21 protein-coding genes and 1 riboswitch are annotated in these 22,700 nt (G+C 37.2%); of the genes, 8 read left to right on the plus strand and 13 right to left on the minus strand.

Annotation, left to right across the window (positions count from 1 at the left end):
* Positions 1 to 3 precede the first annotated feature (3 nt).
* Positions 4 to 714 (minus strand): 2,3,4,5-tetrahydropyridine-2,6-dicarboxylate N-acetyltransferase, encoded by a 711-nt coding sequence (gene dapD / locus H3T48_RS01890; protein WP_198188105.1) that lies wholly within the window; start codon positions 712 to 714, stop codon positions 4 to 6.
* 9 nt (positions 715 to 723) lie between these two features.
* Positions 724 to 2,034 carry a diaminopimelate decarboxylase gene (lysA, locus tag H3T48_RS01895; protein ID WP_198188107.1) on the minus strand — a complete coding sequence of 437 codons (1,311 nt, stop codon included), beginning with the start codon at positions 2,032 to 2,034 and terminating at the stop codon, positions 724 to 726.
* A 95-nt stretch (positions 2,035 to 2,129) separates the two neighbouring features.
* A riboswitch (Lysine riboswitch) is annotated at positions 2,130 to 2,307 on the minus strand.
* 172 nt (positions 2,308 to 2,479) lie between these two features.
* Here lysA and H3T48_RS01900 point away from each other — a divergent pair.
* The 5 genes from H3T48_RS01900 to H3T48_RS01920 all read left to right on the plus strand — a co-directional run bounded on the left by H3T48_RS01900 (position 2,480) and on the right by H3T48_RS01920 (position 8,131).
* On the plus strand, positions 2,480 to 3,847 hold the full coding sequence (locus H3T48_RS01900; protein WP_198188109.1) for an aspartate kinase: 1,368 nt from the start codon (positions 2,480 to 2,482) through the stop codon (positions 3,845 to 3,847).
* Entirely contained in the window at positions 3,844 to 4,830 is a 987-nt protein-coding gene (gene dapF / locus H3T48_RS01905; protein WP_198188111.1) for a diaminopimelate epimerase, read from the plus strand. The genes H3T48_RS01900 and dapF overlap by 4 nt, the downstream gene beginning before the upstream one ends.
* A 199-nt stretch (positions 4,831 to 5,029) precedes the next feature.
* Positions 5,030 to 5,926 (plus strand): alpha/beta hydrolase, encoded by an 897-nt coding sequence (locus H3T48_RS01910; RefSeq protein WP_198188113.1) that lies wholly within the window; start codon positions 5,030 to 5,032, stop codon positions 5,924 to 5,926.
* A gap of 65 nt (positions 5,927 to 5,991) precedes the next feature.
* Entirely contained in the window at positions 5,992 to 6,861 is an 870-nt protein-coding gene (locus tag H3T48_RS01915) for an AraC family transcriptional regulator (protein WP_198188115.1), read from the plus strand.
* An 85-nt stretch (positions 6,862 to 6,946) separates the two neighbouring features.
* Positions 6,947 to 8,131, plus strand: coding sequence for an MFS transporter (locus H3T48_RS01920; protein WP_198188119.1), 1,185 nt, complete (start codon positions 6,947 to 6,949; stop codon positions 8,129 to 8,131).
* A gap of 1,076 nt (positions 8,132 to 9,207) precedes the next feature.
* Here the strand turns inward: H3T48_RS01920 and H3T48_RS01925 are convergent.
* From H3T48_RS01925 to H3T48_RS01945, 5 genes are all read right to left on the minus strand, one after another.
* Positions 9,208 to 10,620, minus strand: coding sequence for an APC family permease (locus H3T48_RS01925; RefSeq protein ID WP_198188120.1), 1,413 nt, complete (start codon positions 10,618 to 10,620; stop codon positions 9,208 to 9,210).
* A 15-nt stretch (positions 10,621 to 10,635) separates the two neighbouring features.
* Entirely contained in the window at positions 10,636 to 11,364 is a 729-nt protein-coding gene (locus H3T48_RS01930; protein WP_187158233.1) for a gamma-glutamyl-gamma-aminobutyrate hydrolase family protein, read from the minus strand.
* Between the two features lie 234 nt (positions 11,365 to 11,598).
* Entirely contained in the window at positions 11,599 to 12,039 is a 441-nt protein-coding gene (locus H3T48_RS01935) for an ASCH domain-containing protein (RefSeq protein WP_198188121.1), read from the minus strand.
* Between the two features lie 38 nt (positions 12,040 to 12,077).
* Complete coding sequence (locus H3T48_RS01940; protein ID WP_198188122.1) at positions 12,078 to 12,563, minus strand: GNAT family N-acetyltransferase; 486 nt, start codon at positions 12,561 to 12,563, stop codon at positions 12,078 to 12,080.
* Between the two features lie 132 nt (positions 12,564 to 12,695).
* Positions 12,696 to 13,583 (minus strand): SDR family oxidoreductase, encoded by an 888-nt coding sequence (locus tag H3T48_RS01945; protein WP_198188124.1) that lies wholly within the window; start codon positions 13,581 to 13,583, stop codon positions 12,696 to 12,698.
* Between the two features lie 166 nt (positions 13,584 to 13,749).
* Between H3T48_RS01945 and H3T48_RS01950 the strand changes: the two genes are divergently transcribed.
* Both H3T48_RS01950 and H3T48_RS01955 read left to right on the plus strand, forming a co-directional pair.
* Positions 13,750 to 14,115 (plus strand): DUF805 domain-containing protein, encoded by a 366-nt coding sequence (locus H3T48_RS01950; RefSeq protein WP_074426202.1) that lies wholly within the window; start codon positions 13,750 to 13,752, stop codon positions 14,113 to 14,115.
* 164 nt (positions 14,116 to 14,279) lie between these two features.
* Entirely contained in the window at positions 14,280 to 14,837 is a 558-nt protein-coding gene (locus H3T48_RS01955) for a hypothetical protein (protein WP_198188126.1), read from the plus strand.
* A gap of 172 nt (positions 14,838 to 15,009) precedes the next feature.
* On the opposite strand, the gene H3T48_RS01960 is transcribed toward H3T48_RS01955, so the two are convergent.
* The 4 genes from H3T48_RS01960 to H3T48_RS01975 all read right to left on the minus strand — a co-directional run bounded on the left by H3T48_RS01960 (position 15,010) and on the right by H3T48_RS01975 (position 18,463).
* Complete coding sequence (locus H3T48_RS01960) at positions 15,010 to 16,185, minus strand: MalY/PatB family protein (protein WP_198188133.1); 1,176 nt, start codon at positions 16,183 to 16,185, stop codon at positions 15,010 to 15,012.
* Positions 16,186 to 16,187: 2 nt separating this feature from the next.
* The gene (locus H3T48_RS01965) at positions 16,188 to 17,078 is read right to left on the minus strand and encodes a DUF3737 family protein (RefSeq protein WP_198188134.1); all 891 of its coding nucleotides are present in this window, start codon (positions 17,076 to 17,078) and stop codon (positions 16,188 to 16,190) included.
* Between the two features lie 185 nt (positions 17,079 to 17,263).
* Complete coding sequence (locus H3T48_RS01970; protein ID WP_198188135.1) at positions 17,264 to 17,563, minus strand: nucleoside triphosphate pyrophosphohydrolase; 300 nt, start codon at positions 17,561 to 17,563, stop codon at positions 17,264 to 17,266.
* Between the two features lie 150 nt (positions 17,564 to 17,713).
* Positions 17,714 to 18,463: a sulfite exporter TauE/SafE family protein gene (locus H3T48_RS01975; RefSeq protein WP_198188137.1), complete on the minus strand. Its 750-nt coding sequence runs from the start codon at positions 18,461 to 18,463 to the stop codon at positions 17,714 to 17,716.
* A 96-nt stretch (positions 18,464 to 18,559) separates the two neighbouring features.
* On the opposite strand from H3T48_RS01975, the gene H3T48_RS01980 reads away from it, so the two are divergent.
* Positions 18,560 to 19,117, plus strand: a complete 558-nt coding sequence (locus tag H3T48_RS01980) for a TetR/AcrR family transcriptional regulator (protein ID WP_074426190.1) — start codon at positions 18,560 to 18,562, stop codon at positions 19,115 to 19,117.
* A gap of 43 nt (positions 19,118 to 19,160) precedes the next feature.
* Here H3T48_RS01980 and H3T48_RS01985 read toward each other — a convergent pair whose 3' ends face one another.
* Together H3T48_RS01985 and H3T48_RS01990 are read right to left on the minus strand one after the other, a co-directional pair.
* Positions 19,161 to 20,183: a branched-chain amino acid aminotransferase gene (locus H3T48_RS01985; protein WP_198188139.1), complete on the minus strand. Its 1,023-nt coding sequence runs from the start codon at positions 20,181 to 20,183 to the stop codon at positions 19,161 to 19,163.
* A gap of 238 nt (positions 20,184 to 20,421) precedes the next feature.
* Positions 20,422 to 22,521, minus strand: coding sequence for an ATP-dependent Clp protease ATP-binding subunit (locus H3T48_RS01990; RefSeq protein ID WP_109715985.1), 2,100 nt, complete (start codon positions 22,519 to 22,521; stop codon positions 20,422 to 20,424).
* Positions 22,522 to 22,700: the final 179 nt, after the last annotated feature.

A 22,700-nucleotide genomic window follows, 5' to 3' on the forward strand; every position in this document is an offset into this window, starting at 1 on the left:
AACTCACAGCTTTCTTAAATCTTGCTCAATCTTAGTTTTGTCAGTAGTTTGTTCGTCTCTTTTTTTAACAACTTTGGCTGGGACGCCTGCAACAACAGTGTTAGCCGGAACATCTTTTGTCACGACCGCACCTGCGGCAACCACAGCATTATCACCAACTTGAACCCCTTCTAAAATCACGGCGTTAGCACCAACTAGAACATTTTGTCCAATCCTGACTGGTTCGGCGGAAGCAGGCTCGACTATACCCGCTACAACGGCACCAGCACCAATATGGCTGTTAGCTCCAACAATTGCACGTCCGCCCAAAACGGCGTTCATATCAATCATTGCCCCATCACCAATTTCAGCACCGATATTAATTACCGCTCCCATCATAATGACCGCATTTTTACCGATACTTACTTGTTCACGGATCAAGGCACCAGGTTCAATTCTTGCTTGAATATTTTTTAAATCTAAAAGGGGTACTGCGGAGTTGCGGCTGCAGTTTTCAACCTGATAGTCATTAATCTTTGCCGCATTTGTTCGTAAAAAAGGTACCAGATCATCCCAGTCACCAAAAACAACACCGCAATTACCCTCGATAAATGTTCTTACTTCTACAGGCCACTTCAAGCCCTCCAAGTCGCCCTTAACATAGATCTTAACGGGAGTTTTCTTAGGCGCATTGGCAATAAAATCAATAATTTCTGTCGCTGACATATTTTTCATTTGATATCCTCACTTTTCTTGATAAAAACGGTCATTCTTAATTAAATCGTCATAGGTTTCACGTGTAACAACTTCTTGTGCTTGTCCATTTTCTACAAAAACAACTGCTGGTCTTGGAACACGGTTATAGTTAGAAGCCATGCTGTAACCATATGCTCCAGTTGCAAGAACAGCAATTACATCCCCTGGCTTAGTTTTTGGTAAACATGCCTGATCAATCAAAATGTCACCAGATTCACAATAGCGTCCTGCTAAATGGACCTTTTCAACTGGTTCAGCCGCTGGTCGCTTGGCAACCAGTGCTTCATATTCTGCTTGATAAAGCGCAGGTCGAATGTTATCACCCATGCCGCCATCAACGGTCACATAAGGAGTTAAACCTGGCACATCCTTTCTGGAGCCAACGGTATAAAGACTATATCCTGCTTCACCAACAATTGAGCGCCCGGGTTCTACCCAGATTGCTGGTACGTTTAACTGATACTGTTCAGCTAATGTACGGACACTGGCAATGATTTGTTCAACAAATGTACCTAGCCCAATCACACGATCTTTAGCAGTATATCTTATGCCAAAACCGCCGCCTAAATTTAGAACCTGTGGCTGATAATCATACTTTTGCTTCCATTCGTGAACTAGCTGCATCAATTTTTCCACTTCAAGATTAAAACCTTCAGTTTCAAGGATTTGTGAACCAATGTGAGCGTGAAGTCCAATCAACTCCATTTGCTCTTCCGCTTCAACTTGTAAAAAGGCTTTTTCTGCTTGACCCGAACGAACATCAAACCCAAATTTACTGTCTTCTTGACCGGTTTGATCATATTCGTGCGTATGTGCACTCACACCAGGAGTGATGCGGAGCATTACTTGCACTTTTTTGTTTGTTTCATGCAGTACTTGCTTCAGGAGTTCAATTTCCTGAAAGTTATCTAGAATGATTACCCCAACATTATTTTCAACGGCCATTAACAGTTCATCTTTTGTTTTATTATTACCATGAAAACTGATTTTTTCCGTTGGGAAGCCGGCTTTCAACGCTGTATACAGTTCTCCACCTGAAACAACATCAATGTGGCCACCCAATTCGTTGATTACTTGATAGATTGCAATCGAGGTAAAAGCTTTACTAGCATAGCTGATGGCATAATCAACCTGTCCAGCAACAAAAGCTTGTTTAAGTGCATTGAACTGTTTTCTAATTTGGGCAACATCATAAACCACCAATGGCGTGCCAAAGTTTTCGGCTAGCTTAAGTGCATCTACACCTCCAATCATTAAATGACCTTGATCATTCGTCTGGTAATAATCATTCGTTGACATCTAATAACCCCCGTTTTTTGGTAAAGAAAAAGACCCTTTAATACGCGCATAGCGTACAAAAGAGTCTTTCAGATTAAACCTTGATCTGATTCAGTTTTGGCGATAGCGCTCCGCAAATTTAAATTTGCGACAGTCCGTAATTTATTAGATTACGTCCCAGCCGATTAACTACCGCAATAATTAACGCTTCGGCAACCGCCCCTTTCGCTAGCTTCACCGTTTTTGCAGAAACTCCACTAGGTACTTTTGTTAGTTGCGACCTCTTCGTTTGATTTATAAAAATATTATTATTATTAATATTACTTGTCAACGACTTTTTCATAATTAATTAACTTTATTTTTGAAAACATGACTGCAGTTATGTTTTAGTTGCAGATAAAAATTAAAATGTTAAAATGCGTTACTATCGAATTTAAATTATTTTAATTAAGTAGGTGTTGCAAAAATGAAAGTTGTTAAATTTGGTGGTAGTTCACTTGCAAGCGGTGAACAATTTCAAAAAGTGCTAAATATTATTAATGCTGACCCAACCAGAAAAGTAATTGTCACTTCCGCACCAGGAAAAAGATTTGCGGAAGATGTAAAAGTTACAGATCTGTTAATTGAATATGCCCAAAAAACACTGAAGCAACAAGACACTACTGAAATTATTCAACAAATTTGGACGAGGTATCAAGAAATTGCCGTTTTTTTTGCACTTGAGCCCCAAAAATTTGCGTTCTTGCACCAAGAGTTGGTTGACTTACCAATAGTTTTTAATGACGAGCCAGAATACCTAATGGCAGCTTTCAAAGCACACGGCGAAAAACTCTGCGCACAGTTACTAGCATTAATTTTACAAGAGCAAGGTTTGCCAACGCGCTTTCTAGACCCACAGGACGCTGGTTTTTTGGTAAGCAGTGTTGCCAGCGACGCTCAAGTCCTACCTGAAACTTATCAAAATTTACTTAAATGGCGTGAAGTGCCAGAAATACTAGTAGTTCCGGGATTTTATGGTGTTACAACTCAGGGCAAAATTGCCACTTTCTCACGTGGTGGATCGGATATCACCGGTTCAATCTGGGCAAAAGGAATCAAAGCCGACTTGTACGAAAACTTTACTGACGTAAATGCAATTTATGCCGCGGATCCTAGAATTGTTGCTAACCCTCATCCAATTAAAATTATGACTTACCGGGAATTACGGGAACTATCTTATGCCGGTTTTTCAGTTTTCCACGACGAAGCGTTAATTCCGGCAATTCAAGGCCAGGTCTTCATCAATGTTAAAAATACTAATCACCCTGAATTACCAGGAACGATGATTGTACCTGAAAAAGATTTTCATCCTAAAAGTACGATTACAGGTGTTGCCAGCTCAAATCACTTTTCCGCTTTATATTTACACAAATATCTGCTTAATAAAGAAACTGGTTTTACCCTTAAATTACTAGAAATATTTTACAAGTTCAATATTTCGTACGAACACATGCCCTCAGGTATAGATGATCTAACGGTTATCTTTGATAAACGGCAGTTTACTGAAAAACTGCGCGCGCAAATGTGCAGTGAAATTCAAAAAGTGATTCATCCCGACCAATTAGAATGGATTGATGATTATGCTATCATTATGGTAGTTGGCGAAGGGATGCGGAATAAAATTGGCGCAATGAAGAATATCACTACCCCTTTAGCCAAAGAGCATATTGCCATTCACATGATCAATCAGGGTGCATCGCGTATTTCTATTATGTTAGGCACCAAGAAAGAAGACGCAGCAAATGCTGTTAGCCAAATTTATCAACAATTTTTTAAAGGAGTAGCAAAATCATGATTCAAATGCAAAAAGTGCATGGTTCACAAAATCAATTTTTCTTATTAGATCAGACTCAATTAGAAAAGCCACTTACCGACCCCGAATTAGTTAACTTAGCACGTCAATTAACGGATAGACGAACTAACTTTTTGGACGGAGCAGATGGTTTACTAGTCATTAGCGAGTCCAGCCATCCCGACGCTCTAGGGAGGATGCAAGTAATTAATGCAGACGGTTCGTTTGCATCAATGTGTGGCAATGGTTTGCGCACTGTTGGTCGTTATTTAGCGGAAAAATACCACAAAACATCTTTTAAAGTGGAAACAGATCAAGCCGATCTTGCTGTAACATGTCAACCAGATTGGGCAGAAAATGTTAAGGCAGTCGGGGTAGAAATTAGTCCTATCAGCTTTAAAGCAAAAGACTTACCATTTAACAATTTAGGTACTGATGAATTAATCGACCAAAATGTTCCTGCCTTTGATGATGATTTGACCTTTACAGCAGTCGCTGTGCCTAATCCTCACCTTATCAGCTTAGTTTCAGCTGATGTGTTACACAGTGATTTTCTAAAAACTTTGGGTGCAGCGTTAAACCGACCTAACCCCTACTTCCCTGACGGTGTTAATGTTAGTCTGGCACAAGTAATTGATTCTGATCATCTTTTTGTCCGTACTTATGAGCGCGGCGTCGGTTTTACTAATGCCTGTGGCACTGGGATGTCTGCCGCAAGTCTCGTATTTGCCCTAACTCAACCGCAAGAACACGCTTTTGAGCGCTTACTTACTGTTACTAATCCTGGTGGATTTGTTCAAACTAAGGTTCATCAAACAGATGACAGCTATTGGGTTGAATTAATTGGTAATGCGACTGTAATGGCAGAAATTGAAGTAGATGAAGGTGAATTACATCAACCTTTCCTTAGTTTTTCTGATTTTTCAGTTACTCCAACTAAAGAAGATGAAGCTTATCAAGCTTTTATTGCAAAAAAAGCTAACTAACCTTCCAAGTTATTTTGTATTTACTGTTTATATATAAACTTTTTAATAAAAAATTACGTTCTACCTAAATTTATGTTTGAAAGCACTTCAGCAAAAAGCCTTGTTTGCCAGTTTGAGGTGCTTTTTTGGTCTTTCTTTTTCCTTTCAATGAAGTACAATGTTTTTAATAAAGCGATTTCACAAAAAAGGAGTCATTAAAATGGCAGAAGTAAATTATCAAAAATTAGTCGATGAGATGCGCAAAGCTTTTAAAGATGGTGATGATAAGCGTGATGAGGGCTTACCTACCAGCATCCCTGAAGTAGAGCGCTTTGATGACATTGCTTACGGTAAAGATCCTAAATATCAATTACTTGATGTCTATTTACCAAGCAAGCGCACAGACGCTAAACTACCAGTAATTGTTAACATTCACGGTGGTGGCTGGGTATACGGTACAAAAGAAACCTATCAATTTTACTGCATGGCACTTGCTAAAGAGGGTTTTGCAGTGGTGAATGCAAATTATCGTCTAGCACCAGATGTTGTTTACCCAGGTGAATTGGATGACGTTAACCGCGTCTTCCATTGGGTAGCAGATCCAGCTAACGCAGCCAAATATCAATTAGACTTAGACAATGTCTTTATCGTTGGTGATAGTGCTGGTGGTCAAATGGGTGAGCAAATTTTAGCTGCTTATACTAACGCTGACTATCGTAAATACTTTGGCTACTCTGTTCCTGACCTAACAATTAAGGCTGCAGCTTTAAATTGCGGTGCATATTTTTTAACTGAAATTAATTCAATTGCGGGTGCACCAGAAGCATATTTCCGTCCAGAAATTCGTTTAACAGAACATGATCAATTGAACGCTGAACAATTTTTAACTACAGATTTGCCACCACTTTTCTTAATGACTTGTACAGATGATTTCTTACGTGACAATGCATACATGCTTTCTGGTTACTTACACGCAAAAGGCATTTACCACGAAATTCATTTTTATGGTGATCCAGATAATCGTCGTGGACACGTCTTTAATGTTAATCAAAAAGATGATTTAGCTAAGCAATGTAATTTGGATGAACTTAACTTTTTCCGTAAATACATCAATTAGTGCTTAGTTCATTGTAAAATAAAGGTTGAACTATTTAGTTCAACCTTTTTTTCTAGGAGGAACTTATGGCAGGCGACAAACACGAGTTAATTCAACTAGATGAATTACCGTTACACATCAAAATCCACCACGATCGCAATGATTCCGAGGTGCCGTCTCATTGGCATCAAAGCATTGAATTGAGTTTTACCATTCGGGGACAAATTGACCATTTTATAATTGGCGGTGTCGATCATCAAACACATCCTGGAGAAATCTTAATTGTTAATACTCAAATTGTGCATAGTGTACGTAGTCGTATCCATACTAAAGATGATTTAATGTTGACGCTCCTCTTCCCCTATCCTCTGGTCTTGCAAGTGTTTCCTAAAATTGACCAATATTTTTTTGAGCTTGGTCCATTAAGCAAGTTATCACTTCAGCAAGTAGCTCAATATCACCATTTACAAGATCTTCTTACGCAAATTACTGATATTAAGCTGGGTAAAGAGAGTAATTTTAAAAATATCGAGTTAACTATCCTTAGCTATCAAGTTCTTGAAACACTACTTAAGTATTTTTTGAAACCTCGTAAAAATAACAGCCAACTGTCACACAATTTAGTCATCACTGGACATTTGCGTAACGCGCTTGACTATATCCAAGGGCACTATCAAGAACCCTTTTCTCTTCAAGAGATCGCGGATTCTTGTCATTTGGCACGTCAATATCTCCAACGAATTTTTCGCGAAAATATGGGGTGTACTCTAGGCGAATACATCAAAAATTATCGTGCACAAAAAGCCTACCAAGAGCTTATTACGACCACAAATACCTTTACTGCAATTGCCATGAATAATGGTTTCAGTGGTGTTAGATCGCTTAACCGGGCAATGGTTAACAATTACGGTCAAACCAGCAGACAAATACGCGAAGGTTCCTCAGCGCCAGATTAAGGTGACTGAAAGCGCTATTTAGCAATCGAAAAGCAAGTATAATATTAGCGAATACAATAAAAGTTAGAGAATAGAGGAACTTAACATGAAAAAAGTTAATCCAAAATCTGGGTTGTTCAAAGTCGCCTTATTATCAATATCCTTATTATTGATGATTGCGCCGCAAATTTCCTCAGTATTGCCCCTAATGTACTCGTCATTTCCTGGCGTTTCACGGGCTGCTGTTGAAACATTAAGTACAATTCCAAACATCGGAATAGTCATTGGACTAATCATAAGTCCATTTTTAATTAAACTAATCGGTACTAAAAACACTGTTATCACTGGGTTAGTAATTGCTCTATTAGCTGGAACATACCCAATGTACGCAACGGGATACACAACAATTTTAATCTCTCGTTTCTTATTGGGAGCTGGTATTGGTTTATTCAACTCATTAGCCGTTAGTTTATTATCGAAGTTTTACCAAGGCGATGAACTATCATCAATGCTTGGTTTCCAAAACTCAATGGGTAGTGTCGGTGCAGCAATCTTTTCATTCTGTGTTGGCTTATTAGCTGTTAATGGTTGGCACGCTACTTTTGCAATTTACTTTGCTGCTTTGCCAATTCTATTGCTATTTGGCTTCGTAGTTAAATTGCCTAGTCAATCACAAAGCATCGATACAGAAGCACAACCTGCTACTAAAGAAGAAAACAAGATTAATGGTGCTGTAATTGAAATAGCAATTATCATGTTCTTTATGTATGTCTTCTTTATGCCAATGTCATTCAAGTTACCACAACTTGCTACAAGCCAAAAACTTGCTAGTGTTAGTCAAATTGCCTTTGTTTCAAGTGTAGTTACTTTAATTGGTATTCCTGTTGGAATGTGCTACGGTCTTTTAAAGAAGAAATTAAAGGATTTAATTTTACCAATTGGTTTATTCTTACAAGTTGCTGGTTTATTGGCAATTGCTTACGCAGTTAACTTACCAATGTTAGTTGTAGCCGTTATTGTTTTAGGTGCTGGCTTCGGTTTGTCCGTACCTTATATCTTTAACTGGCTTGATGAAGCAGCTCCAAAGAACTCCGTTAACTTCGCAACAACCATTACCTTAATCCTAGTTAATATTGGTTGTGCCGCTTCACCAACAATTGTTAACTGGTTAGGTACAACTTTTGGCGGTGGAACTCCTCGTTCTGACATGACAATGGCTGGAATTGGTATGGCAGTTCTGTTCTGCTACAGCATTGTTCATTACTTCCAATTAAAGAAAAAGCATAATTAATTAAATAAGCAAAAGTGTACTGAGCCTCAAAAGTTGAATAACTTTTGGGGCTTTTTTATGACTAAATTATCTAAACAAAAAGAATTAAATTTTAAGTTGAACCTCCTACTTGATTTAATAGCTGCAAACTAATCTTCTTTCATATCAAAAATAGCAATCATCCCTAATTGAGTTAGAGAAGACTGCTATAGAATTAGTAATTATAATTTAATCTAGCTTATTTGGCGATCTTTAAAAATATAGAACGCGCCAACCAGCATGAACACTAATAATATTGTGGTAAATGGCGGGAATAAGTTGCTAAATCCCTGCACCATTCCAAATCCGAAAAGGATTAGTAACGAGCAGGAAAGCAGGAGAGTACCCCGATTTTGTTTCATAAATTTAAAGAAGGGTTTATCTTTATAAATTTGCGAAAAGCAAAACATTGCGATTATAAAAGCTATGTATCCTATTGATTCAAACATAAGCTCAACACACTTTCTGTTAATTATGATTAAAGAGCTGCTATGGTATAAGTTCCTGTAAGGTTGACATCCATATAAAGATAATTGTGTGGATGTGTATTATTCATATAGTCCAAATCATTTCTGACTTTCATAAAACAGGCTGAGCCAATGGCACCAGTTGTTCCTGTCTATTCGGTTATGCCTTAGTATATATTAAAATATTAAAAAAACAAAACATTTAAAATAAAAATGTGTTTTAGATTTAAACTATAACAAAAACTTAATATAGTGTAGATTAAATGAAATTTCTACAAAGCTCACAGCTATAATGCCACAACCTTACAGCAAAAAGGAAGACTGGTTTAACAGTCTTTTCTTTTTCATTATCAGGTAATTTCACAATTAGCCCAATTGCTTCATTTCAGCTTATTTAAAAATTTTAATCTTCAATTTAAGCTGTTCCATGTGTTTTGCAAATTAATAAGAGAGTCACTTTGATAGCAGCATTAAATTAAAAATTACCGATTAAAAGAGTAGGAATATTAGCATAAACTTTGTTATCAATCCATTGCTTCAATTGAGTAATTGATTCTTGAGCCAGTTTTTCAGCAGTGACTAGCCTCTTTGTTATTTTCTCTTTTTCTTTGTGAATAAAAACATCAAAAGTGGCAAGATAATAAAGCCAAAGACCATCATCAAAATCGCATACCAGTTAACACCAACAACTTGGCCATTTTTAATAATGCCAAATTGTGCTTGCCAATTATATTTAACTAGTAAGAAAATAACGACAATAATTGATAATATTGGGATTACGATATCAGTCCAAACATTTTTTGGTGCTGGTAAAACCTGCTCTTTATTTTTGCCAAAATAGAAGCAAATGACTGCTAGTGGCACAATAATAAAGCCTAAGAACCTAACCATTGCACTTAATGTAATTAGGTTAACCATATTATATTGGAATGCCAGTGGTACCAAAATCGCTAGCGCTTCAGAAATAAAGAATGTCCTAATTGGAAAATTGTTTTTCGTTCTCTTAGTTAATGATGACGGCAGCTGCTTTTCACGTGCCATTGCCTCTAAAATTCGTGGCGCATTGAAGCTGGAAGCAACATTGATGCCAAGCATCGATACCAAGGCACCAACTAAAATCACGTCCCGTAAGATCTCATTGTCAAAAATTGCACTAATTGCCACAACCTGCTTAGTTGTCATCAAAGCTTTCGGATTGAGAACAAGTCCAACTGCAACAACCCCTATATAAATTGCAGCAATAACAAAAATTGCTAATGGTATTGCTCTTGGTAGATTTTTTTCGGGCTCTTGCATATCATCTGAACCTGAAGGTACAGATTCAAAGCCTGTAAAAGCGTAAAAAGCTGACACGATGGCCATTACAAAACCTGTAGTTGTCAATGTAGGAACAATCTTATGGCCATTCTGCGTAATTTGATCAACCATCGCCAAATTATGTAAATTATGTGAAGCTCCTGTCGTAAGTAATAGAACAACTCCAGCAACAATGATTAAAACCAAAGCGAATAACTTACCTGCAGTAGCAATATTCATTACAAACTTAACAAATTTTTGTCCAAACAAGTTAATAATTGTTATTAGCAGCATCAAAACTAGAAACCCGATTGTAACGTTCATAACGCTATCAGGATTCCCGCCAAAAATCGAAATGGTTGACTTAATTACACCGACAGCCATTACGCCCCACGCCACGCTGGCAGAAAAGTAACGCAAGATGCCGACATAAAAGCCAACGTTATCACCAAAAGCCGCCTTAGAATAGGCATACGAAGCGCCTGATTTTGTCACATATTTAGCCGCTGCTGAAAAAGAAATCGCCAGAATTGCGGCAAAAATTGCAGCAATTAAATAAACAACTAGAGATTTACTACCAGCTTGGCTGACTACGCTTCCCGGTGTTAAGAAAATACCTGAGCCAATAATAGAGTTGATTGCTAAAAGAACAATTGACCAGAAGCCTAGTTTGTCATTTGCTCGTTCTGTATCCTTACTTGTGTTCACGATAGTTAGCCTTTCTTACTTAGCATTTTCAACAACAAATTTAAATAGATTATTCATATAAGGCGTGTTAGGATTTTTATGCAGCATCTCAGGGTGCCACTGAACTGCCAAAATATTGCCCTGATCGTTTTCTAAGCCCTCTGGGACACCATCAGTTGCAGTCGCAACTTCGCGCAAATCCGGTGCAACATCTTTAATCAACTGATGATGGAACGAATTAACTAAGAACTCAGTTTTACCTATTGTCCGAGCAAGTAAACTACCTTCTTTAAGCTTAACGCCATGCGTTGGTAAATCAGGTGTATGACCTTGATTATGCTTTAAAGTTTTTTCTTTGCGATAACCAGCATCTTGATATAAGTTACCACCGTGAGCAACGTTAATTAGTTGAGCCCCACGGCAAACCCCAAGAATTGGGAGACCTTTTTCTTCCGCAATTTTTAACAATAGCATGTCAAAATGGTCACGTGCTGGCCAAATTTCACCTATATTTGGTTGCAGTTCTTCACCATATAAATGTGGATCAATATCATGTCCACCAGATAAAATAAGTCCTTGAACATGTTCTATTTGGCCTATAACAACCTCATCATTTGCAGTAAAGGGGATAATGTAAGGAATCCCACCATTTTGAACGACAGAATCAACATAGTCCTCATTAACGTAACTACGTCTATATCCATAAAATGGCCCTTCTGCATCTCTTATTTCTGAACCAGCAATGCCGATAATTGGTTTACTCATCTTTTTCCCCCCAATCAAAAATTAACCTGCTTTTAATATATTATACATGCACGAGCCTGAACTATGTTGTGATTTGATTGATATATTACTTTAATAGTTTGTAACGATTTCTTTGGGGATATTATTCCCTAGGAAATAATGTAGTTTTATTTAAGACAAAAACCACTGGTCTAATCGACTAGTGGTTTGTAAAAATAGCTGAATTGCAATATGCTACGTAAAGCTTGCTATAATTTAATCAACTTTTTCAAAGACTTCACAGATCATTGGTGCCTGAGGATAAAACTTCTGTCCACTTTCTGTAAATTCCGCTTCAAGAAATTGATCATGAACTTCACGCCAATACTGGTAGCTACGATCTCCTTCACCTTCATGATATGCATGCTCTGCAGATATCTGATTGTATGGAATAACTTCAACTACCTTGTCCTGAATCACGCAAACGGGATTACCATTCCAATCAAGGATAATATTCCAGTCGCCAACACTTGGCATCTCATTTTCTGGGAAAAATGCTGCAGTTGTTGCAGTCTTAATACCTCTTTTTACTAAGTCTGCTAATTCATTCGCTTCTTCCTTACTTGCTCCAAATGCCCACGCATCTACTTTAGTATCCTCTCCCAAGCTATGCTTCTTGCAAAAGGTACGCCAAAATTGTTCTACTTTTTTCTCCATTATCATACTCTCTTTTTAGCTAAATAAATTGACAAAAGCTAAACGCTTTTAGTCATAATAATAAATTTGTAACTACCACCGTTGGTATGAACGTTTTCCGAACCAGTTTCTTGGTAACCAGCTTTTTGATAAACCTTAATTGCACGCTTATTAAATTCCGCAACGGACAAAATATAAGTTTTAAAAGCAAAGTTTTGCTTCACATAGTCCTCAATAACCTTTATAAACTCTTTCCCTAAACCATGACCTGTTAGAGATGGCGCCAAACCAAGTCCTATCTCAGCTTTCATTGAATCCTGATCATCTGGCTCTAAACAAAAGAATGCAACTAATTTATTGTCACCGTCTAAAACCTGATAATAGTGATCACTTCTTAATTCTTGAGACATTATTTCGTCATAATCTTCTTGATCATTTTCCATATCATAAAAAGAATATTCACCCTCGTAATGCCAATCATTGGCAATTATTTCTGCATTAGCCTGCGATAATTGGTCAATTTTTTTAAAAATACTGTTAGTCATTTGAATTTTCCTTATTAACTTATTACATTATATTATTACCCAATATACCCAAAGGTAATTCAAAAAGCAAACCACACAAAAACGTTTCTACATAAGCACTAAGCTATGTAGAAACGTTTTTTAGCTATATTTTTAATTAATTGGTTGCCCACCGGTTACGCCGTAAACTTGACCTGTAACATAACTAGCCAAATTAGAAGCTAGGAAAATGTAAACATGGGCTACTTCATCGGGTTGACCTGCACGCTTCAATGGTTCTTCCTGACCAAAAGTTGAAAGCGCATCTGTTGGTTGACCGCCACATGTTTGTAACGGTGTCCAAATTGGACCGGGAGCTACACTATTAACGCGAATTCCTTTTGGCGCTAACTCTTGCGCCAAGTTAATTGAAAAGTTAGCAATCGCAGCCTTTGTAGAGGCATAGTCAAGCAAAATAGGTGTTGGACTAAAGCCCTGTACAGAGGTAGAAGTTAAGATTACACTGCCCGGTTTCATATGAGGCACTGCAGCTTTAGCCATTTCAAACATTGAAATAATATTAACTTCAAAAGTGTCATGGACTTGATCCATCGTCAATTCATCCAAGCTTGAGACATGCTGTTGAATTGCGGAATTCATCACCAATAGCTCTAAGCTACCGAATTCATCGACAGCTTTTTGAACTACTTGTTCTGCTTCACCACGCTTACGGAAGTCAGCTGGTAAAAGGACAGCCTTTTGGCCTGCTTTTTCAATTAACTCTGCTACTTCCTTGGCATCAGCTTCTTCTTCAGGCAAATACTGAATTGCGACATCGGCACCTTCTTTAGCAAAGCCAATTGCAACAGCACGACCAATTCCCGAGTCACCACCAGTGACAATGGCATGGCGTCCTTCAAGTAAGCCATGCCCTTCGTAATCAGTCATATCACCAGCAGGTACTGGATCCATTTTGCTTTGTACACCTGGATATTCCTGTGATTGTTTAGAAAAATCACCAGTGTGATAACGTTTTAGCGGATCAGATAAACTATTGTCCATTGTAAAGATCTCCCTTCTTTAGAATCCACCTTCAATTTACAGCGATTCATTTTTTAAAACAAAACATATGCTTATAAAGTATAAACAAATCATATTCTTTGCTACGGAGATCGGTTTGGTTTTACAATGATGGTGTAAAGTACTGTAATCAAGGAGGCTGAGCTTAATGATTAAAGCTTACAAAAAATTCTGGAGTAACATTTTTAACTTTTCTGGCGTTGCTAGTCGCGGCGAATATTGGATTCCAGTTATTATTAACTATATTTTAGGGTTTATTTTGATGGCACTGGTACAACAGATTTTGGGCCACTCCATTGAAGATATCTATACTTGGGGTGACTGGAGTGCCAAGACTGGTTCTCTAATCATTTCATTTATTGTCTGGCTAGCCACACTTTCACTACGCTTCAGACGTTTACACGACTCTAACCACTCCGGTTGGTGGATTTTGATTAATATCCTTCCTTTCATCGGCCAACTATGGTTTGTCATCTTAATGCTTCTACCTTCAAAAGCTAATAACTATGAATAATCAGCATTTCATTTTGCAATGACGAGATAAAAAGTGCAGAACTGCTTTTAACGCATTACTGCACTTTTTATTTGCTTGTTAGTTATTCTTATAGCATTTTCCCAAAGCATCTAAATCCATTCCACCTTCTCCCCTTGTTATAATTAGAAAAAGGAGCGATTTTTATGCATCTAAAAGCTCAACTAGTAAACTGGTCACAAAACTTATTGCATACAAAACCGACACAGCAAATGTTTAAACTATTTGATCAATCGACTGATCAAATTTTACAGTTTTGGCATACTTTGCGTTCTACTAAGTATTCATGGAATCTTTCTGGACTTGAGCAGGTTCAAAGTTTTCTACAATTCTGTGCTAAACATAATGAAAAAATTGCAATTCAGCTAAAGAAGCTTGGTCAAGTATCCAGTAAAAGATTAATTCCAATATTTAAAGATCCAACTTTTTTAAAGCTACTTACTAGTAAAATGCAGCTTTCACCTCAAACAACTCAAAAAATTCATACTTTATTAGATCGATTTGCTGGCAATAACAGTAAGATTGAACCTACCAAGTTATTGATAATTGTTTTGTTTATTGCGTTAGGTGTTAAGGTGCCACTAGTTTTGGAAGATTCCGTCAACTTTAAGAGCATAGCGTTAGCAGTAACTACTGTGTTAGATTACGTTACAACTGCCATTCAGCTTGCTCAAGCATTTTCACACAAAAAGTCTAAAAACTAATACTAGATTATTCAGTCTTATTAGCAATTCGACATTTAACAGTGATTCTGTGTTTCACATGAAACAGTATCTTTTCAAAAGCTTCTAATCACACTAAAAAACTTGTTATACTCCCAAGAATATATTAAGACCTACTCAAAAGACGACTACAGCCAACGCTATAGTCGTCTTTTTATGCTTCGTTAGAATAATTTACTATTCCCTCTTTTAGTCGCCCTAAGCCATCTTTAACCATGGCCAAAGGATAAGCGAGATTCATGCGTAGAAAATCATTACCATTGCCGCGATAAATACTTCCTGGGGATAAAACTAGTCCTGTTTCCTTATCTAAGTATTCTGCTAGCTTTTGCGAATTCGAAGTAATTTGACGCACATCAAGCCAAATTAAATATGTTGCATTACCTGATACCACCTTAACTTCTGGAATATTTTCACTAATAAATTTCTCAGTATAAGCAAAATTAGTGTTTAATTGCTTCAGTAATGCTTGTAACCAATCATGACCATGCTCATATGCAGCAATTGTCCCTGGAATAGCCAGTAAATTAGGCTCTGCAAGTTCTTCACTATTCAGACCACGATTGACAGTCTCACGTAAGTTATCATTTGGCACCACTGCAGTTGCCGCATGTAAAGCCGCAACATTAAAGGTCTTACTTGGTGAGACTAGCGAAATAACACACTCACGTGAAGCACCCTCAACCGAAAAAGCAGGCGTATACCCTGGTCCCTTGCGTACCAAGTCACCATGAATTTCATCAGATAGGAGCACTACGTGATGTTTAAAACATAAGTCTGCAACCTTCTGAACTTCTTTTTGGCTCCATACTTTACCAACTGGATTATGAGGATTACAAAAAATCATTAAAGTGGTAAGTGGTAAAGCTAATTTTTGTTCAAGGTCTTCCCAGTTAATTTCATAGTTTTCATCATCAAATTCCAAGTCACTGGACAAAACATGTCGCCCATTATTTTCAATTGAATTGTAAAAAATATTATAAACGGGTGCTTGAACTAGAACGTTATCACCGATATGTGAAACTCGCCGAACAATCGATGAAATTGCTGGCACTACACCAGTAGTGAAAATCATCCATTCTTGTTGTGGACGGTGTCCATGCTCTTCTGCATACCAATTGGCCACTGCATTAAAATAATCATCTTTAGGCCATTCATAACCGAATACACCTAGTTCAATTTTCTTCTTCATTGCATCAATGATTTCTGGTGCTGTTTTAAAATCCATGTCAGCAATTGACATTGGTAGTTCATTTGATGCAACGTCCCACTTAACAGAGTCTGTTTTTCTTCTATCTGGCACATTAACAAAATCGTAATTAGCTTTCATTATTAATCCTTTGGTTCCTGATTCCGATCTGACTGATTTGTGTTCAATTCAATCTTATCACAATCTATCTTTGTATCAGCGGGATCTATTTTTGACTTATCCATAATTAATTCGCCGATTACAGGAGCAGAAATTTTTCCAGAAATTGGGTTTTTAACACTATCAATTTTCGAAGTCACTTCAGCATCTATATTTGGAACATATTCAAAAGCTAAATCTGTATGCAATAGCTGAGTATCTCTTAACTTTAAATTGTTAATATAATTAAGGCCCTGACTGCTAATAATTTTGCAGTTAATAAACTCAACATTCTCACTGTTCCATGCTAAGTACTCTCCATCAATAGTTGAATCATAAACTTTTACATTTTTACAGTTCCAAAAAGCATCTTTAGCAACAAAAGTTGAATTATGTACTTCAATGTTTTCTGCACCATCAAAAGCGTAATTGCCAATTATACTGACATGATCTAAGTAAATGTTTTTGCTGTCTTTGCCAAAATAATCGCCACTAATTTGACTATTAGTAATTTTAAGGTCATTACAGGACCACATAGTCTCTTCCGCATTAGCAAAATGAACATTGTCCAACGTGATTTTTTGTGCACGTCTAAATAATTTAGGAGCTTGTAAAGAAGAGTTCTTAATAGAAATGTTTTTTGTGTACCAAATGCCACTGCGAGCCATCGTTTCAAAGACAGAATCTTCCACCTCAACATTTTGATCATACCAGAGTGGATACTTCCATTTAAAAACTGAATCTTTCACTTTAATATTGTTTGCTTCTTTGAGTGGAGACTCCCCTTGACCAAAAGTGACTCCGTCTAATTCTGCATCATTAAGTCCAAAAAGGATCCTTTCGCCTTCAAAAAAATGATTTTTAATACTTTTCATTTATTTTCTTTCTCTAAATCACAATATCTATATCTTTTATACACTCAATTATTTAACAAAAAGTATGAAATTAAAAATACCTATTATTAAGCTTACTTAATTACTATTAGTTATTTTGCTACTACGCGTATATAAAAAGTGGGCCTCAGAGATTATGTCATCTCTAAAGTCCACTTTTTCAATACCTAATCCTCAGTCGTCATTTCTAAGAACTTAGTAAAGCCACCTTTATAATCACGCTTTGTTGCAACTAGTTTTAAAAATTCTTCCTGACTGACGCCTTTAAATTTCAAATATGCTGTTAAGACTTCATAGACATCACCTAATTCTTCAATCAGATTGTCTTCTGTCTTAGCTTCAACAACTTCCTGCGTCTCTTCAATCAACTTATTTTTAAGGGCTAGTTCAATTTCTTCTTTAGGCAGCTCTCGATATGTAGCCTCTGTGGCAAATTCCGGTATCTTATCTCTAACTAATTTTTTCATTTTGCACTCTTTTCAAAATAAATCATTCTTAGTTTCATTAACCTAACCCTATTATATTACTTTTTAAAAAAGTTCTAACAAAAATTAGCTATTTCCCAGGAAATATTTTTGCTAAGTAACCCCACCATTAGCAATTTTTATTTTGCGCTTTTATAGTAAAGACTTAGCACCTAGCAGTATTAATAACACTCCAGTAGTTGGCTTCATATACTTTGTGATCTTTGTTTTTGCCAGTAGTTGCGCCAATTTGGGAGCAATGATTGCTCCTACTAATGCACCAATCATTAATGGTAGTCCGGCTGCCCATTCTACTTGACCTCCTGCAATGTGAAACAGCGCACCTGTAGCGGTCATAAATACTAAAACATAAGTTGAGGTTGCTGTTGCCTGAAAGTCCTTTAAGCCAAGCAAAAACAGTCCAGCAATAATTACAGCTCCTCCGCTCATTCCTGCAACACCGACCATTAGTCCACCAAAAATCCCGAATAAACTTGCCTGCAATCTGGCATGACCTTGCTTATGCATTGAATCCGAAGTCTTATTTTTCTTTTGGATGAGCATGTTGATGCCAAGTAAAATTAAGACTATGCTTATCAACCATTTGTACAAATTAGCAGGAATATATTTTGATAAGAGTGCACCAACTATTACAGCAGGAATTGCTGCCAATAACATTTGATTACCAATTTTAGTATTAATTTTTCCTTGACGATAATAGCTCCATGCGCCAATAATTAATGAAGGTAAAGCGGTCATTAATGAAGTTGCCGAAGCACTTGCAGCTTTTAAGCCAAATAAACCTGTTAATATTCCCAAATAAATTGCGGCACCACCCCCACCAAACAGGATAACAAGAGTGCCTATCACCAAACCGATTAGCAATAATAGAAAAATTTTCATTATATTTGCCTTCTTAAATATTAAACACTAAACTATATTTACAATATGTAATTATAGTTTACATATTGTAACAGTCAAGTCTATTAGAGGTTAATAATGCCACGTCAAATTTTATCCAAACAAAAAATCATTGAAACTAGCGTTTCTTTAATCGAATCAGGTAGTGAACTAAGTTTTTCGCTAGTTGCCCAACAATTAGGTACACGCTCACAAGCACTTTATAGTTATTTCTCTAATCAACAAGAATTAAGCTATTGTGTCGTTGCTTGGGCTATCAACCAAGTAAGTCAGCAACTTCAACAAAAAATCTTTGGGCAAACAGGAATCAAGGGCATTATCGCTTTGGCTACAGAGTTCCGCTCACTTGCACTTAAGCATTTCAAACTAACTCAGCTAGTTCTAAAAATGCCTCGGACTAATGCTTATCCCGAAGTAACTGCAGCCTTTGAGCAGCTACGCTCTTTGATAAATCAACTATTGGCTACTGAATATTCAGAACCAAAGCAGCAGTTGCTTGCTAGTCGCTATCTTCGTGATTTAACTATCGGCGACATTGTAAATGTTGGAACTGGTTGGTTTGCGGATAAATCACTACCTGCTGATAAGAGTTTTCCAAAAATGTTAGAACTGGTTCTAAAGAACATTGCCAATTAAAAAGGTGCCGAGATTTGATATCTCGGCACCTTTTCTATTTTAATTAATCAATTGTTTGGACCCAGCCCTCTGGACCTTCTTGCTTTCCATATTGAATATCAACTAGCTCATTATAGAGTTTAGTTGTTACTGGACCTGTTTCTGTTTCACTGTAAATGACATGTTTTTTACCTTCATAAGTGATCGAACCCACTGGTGAAATAACTGCCGCAGTGCCCATAGCTCCAGCTTCTTTCATGTTAAAGGCTTCTTCTAAAGTGATTTGTCTTTCCACTGGATTTAAGCCCTGCTTTTTAGCTAGTTCCAGCAGTGACCTCTTGGTAATTGAGATCAAGATTGATTTAGATTTTGGTGTAACAAATTGACCTTCTTGGGTAATACCGTAAAAATTAGCGCCACCAAATTCATCAACATATTTGTGCTCTCGTGGATCAAGATATAAACAATCCGCAAAGCCATTTTTATGAGCTTCAACTGATGGCAGCAAACTGCTGGCATAGTTACCAGAGGTCTTTGCTTGACCCGTACCAGCATAAGCAGCACGGTCATATTCACTAACAATATAATCTGCTGGGTTAAGCCCCTTAATATAAGCGCCAACCGGAACAGCAAAAATGCGGAAGGTATATTCATTGGCCGCCTGGACACCCAAAACATTGGATGTTCCAATCATAAAGGGACGTAAATAGAGTGTTGCGCCACTGTCATAAGGTGGTACATATTCCTTATTTGCTAAAACTACTTGCTTAACGGCTTCAACAAAGCGATCTTCTGGAAATGGTGGCATTGCCAAACGCTCAGCAGATAACGCAAATCGATGCGCATTTTCATCGGGACGAAACAAGTTAATCTTACCGTCTTCTCTACGATAAGCCTTCAATCCTTCAAAAATTTCTTGACCGTAGTGCAAAATTTCTGCACCTTCGGAAAGAACAAGAGTAGAATCTTCAATCAATTTTCCCTCTTGCCACTCGCCGTCTCTATATTTAGCCTCATAACGATATGGTAAATCGCGATAAACAAAGCCTAAATTTTTCCAGTCAAGGTCTTCTACTTTTTGTTTCATAGCAATGCTCCTACTTTTTCCTTAAAAACATCAGTTAAAAATCTCTTTTTAACTTTTAATTATTATTTAATTGTTAACTAATGTAAACCATAATTTTACTACTGTCAACAGCTTTCCAAAGATTAATTCTAAGAGTCTCTCCGTCAAAAATGTCACACGTGAAACACCACCTTATTTACTCGTAAAAAGTTTATAAAGCAAAAAAGCCATTCCTTTCGGAATGACTTTTAAGCAACAATTATTCTTTTGTTTCTTCAGCTTCAGTTTGCTCATCATTTGAATCAGCTTTTGGCTCAATATCTAAAATTACTTCACCATTGAGATAAACATGCTTATCATCAGCAGTAAATTTAACTTCTTTAGTATCTGGCTCTTTTAGCAATAATTTAGCGATTGGCGTCTCCATGTCTTGTTCAACTACTCGACGAAGAGGACGTGCACCAAATTTCTTGTCATAACCTTTTTCAGCGAAGTAAGCTTTAGCATCATCAGAAACTTCAACTTTAACATCTTTCTTTGCCAAGACATGTGACATCTTCTTTAGGTAAATGTCGATGATCTTAGTCATGTCAGTTTCAGTCAATGAATTAAATGGCACAATTGCGTCTAATCTGTTCAAAAATTCTGGTCTGAAGTATGCTTCTAAAGCCTTAATCATCTTATCGTGATCCACTTTACCATCTTTTAACAAGTTGTCAGAGTAACCAGCGTTTGAGGTCATAATTAGAATTGTGTCCTTGAAGGAAACAGTTCTGCCTTGAGCATCTGTCAGACGTCCATCATCCATAATCTGCAATAATGCGTTGAAGACTTGGGGGTTAGCTTTCTCTATTTCATCGAACAGAATTAAGCTGTATGGTTGGTGGCGAACTTTTTCAGTCAATTGGCCGCCTTCACCATAACCAACGTAGCCAGGTGCGGAACCAATTAACTTGTTAACTGCCATTTGATCTTGATATTCTGACATATCAAGCCGAATTAGGTGATCTTCGCCACCAAATAATTGAATAGCAAGTTGCTTAGCCAATTCTGTCTTGCCCACTCCAGTTGGTCCAGTTAATAAGAATGAACCAGTAGGACGATTGTTATCTTTGAAGACTTGCTTACGAGCAATTGCATCAGTAATAACATCAACAGCGTTGTCCTGATCAATAACAGCTTTCTTCAATTTTTCAGCCAAGTTGAGATTCTTTTGACTTTCGTTAGCATGCAATTCGCTCATTGGAATCTTGGTCTTAGCTTCAATTAAAGCGTAAATATCTTGATCAGTTACCTTTGGTGTTGCAGTTTCATCAATATGCTCGGCCTGTTCTTGAAGTTTTTCAATTCTCTTCTTCAAGTCGCTTGCCTTTGCATAGTCTTCATTTTTAGCTGCTTCTGCTTTTTCTCTTTCAAGGCTGCTAATTCTCTTTTTCAGAGTGGCTTCATCACTTGGAACGCTGTCGAGACCTTTTTTAGCACCAGCTTCATCCATTAAATCGATTGCTTTATCAGGTAAATAGCGTCCCTGAATATACCGTTGTGACAATTCAACTGCTAAACGCAAAGCACTGTCACTGTATTTAACGTGGTGATAGTCTTCGTATTTTTTCTTTAACCCTTCCAGAATTTTAACAGTTACATCAGTTGAAGGTTCTGGAACTTGGACTGGTTGGAAACGACGTGCTAGAGCAGCATCATTTTCAATTCTACGGTATTCCCCTGTTGTAGTTGCACCGATTAAGTTTAAGTCGCCACTTGCCAAAGCAGGTTTCAAAATGTTTGCGGCATCACCACTATTGTTTTCAGAATCTGTTGAACCTGCACCAACAATGTTATGAATTTCATCAATGAACAAGATGATGTTAGGGTTCTTCTTTGCTTCATCAATGACTTTCTTCAGGCGCTCTTCAAAACTACCACGTAGACTTGAGCCTGCAACCATGTCATTAATATTAATTGCAATAATATGCTTGTCCTTCATCTTATCAGGAACATCACCTTGTGCAATCTTTTGAGCTAGGCCTTCAACAATTGCAGTTTTACCAACTCCGGCAGGACCTACTAAAACAGGATTGTTCTTCTTACGTCTACTCAAAATTTCTATTACTTCTTGGATTTGCTCATCACGACCGATTACCGGATCGTATTTATTGTTTTTAGCTTGTTCAACTAGGTCAACACCAATTGGTTTCTCCTTTTTTGGTTGACCAGGCATTTGTTCGCTCTGATTAATTCCTTGTGGAGAAATGTTCATGCTTGAATAGTGAACTGGGATAGAGCCATTATTATCATCGTTAAAGAAAGAGTTGTTAAGTTCGTTAAATAAATTATCAAATTCGTTGTCAAAATATGCCATAAATATGCACCCCTTTATAGGATAAAATCTGTAATTAGCACTCGATGTGTTCGACTGCTAATTGCTTACATATAATATTCTAACAGGTTATCCACAGAATGCAACCTTTTTGCAAAACTTTTCCACATTTTATTTGTGAAATTTCTTTTGTAGCAAAAAACCTTGCAGTAATCGCGTTT

The sequence above is a fragment of the Lactobacillus sp. M0403 genome (assembly GCF_016101265.1).
Taxonomy (GTDB): domain Bacteria; phylum Bacillota; class Bacilli; order Lactobacillales; family Lactobacillaceae; genus Lactobacillus; species Lactobacillus apis.